Here is a 296-nt window from a genome sequence, read left to right on the forward strand (position 1 = left end):
CCTGGTGATCGCAGCGAACGTCGGCGAGTTGATCTGGAATGACAAGGGCAGCGGCGCCAAACTCAGTTTCAGCGCCTTTGGCATCGAACCGCCGACTGCCGCTGCAGGCGACATCCATTTTGCGCCCTGCACCTTCGTGGGCATCCAGGGTTATAGCAAGCCTGTAGCACCCTCGACGGCGTACAGCCTGCGCATGCAAATCCCGCTACAAGTCAGCGCACCGCCGCCAATTCCGATTCTGACCGGGTACGCGAAGCCCGCAGTAAACGAACCTGCCACCGTCACCCAGATTGCCC

General features: G+C 61.1%; 1 pseudogene. It reads left to right on the forward strand.

Going from position 1 to position 296, the window contains the following annotated elements:
* Nucleotides 1-296 (forward strand): annotated as a pseudogene (locus BK660_RS33400) (Vps62-related protein); the annotation flags it as partial.

The sequence above is a fragment of the Pseudomonas brassicacearum genome (genome assembly GCF_003732265.1).
GTDB lineage: Bacteria > Pseudomonadota > Gammaproteobacteria > Pseudomonadales > Pseudomonadaceae > Aquipseudomonas > Aquipseudomonas brassicacearum_D.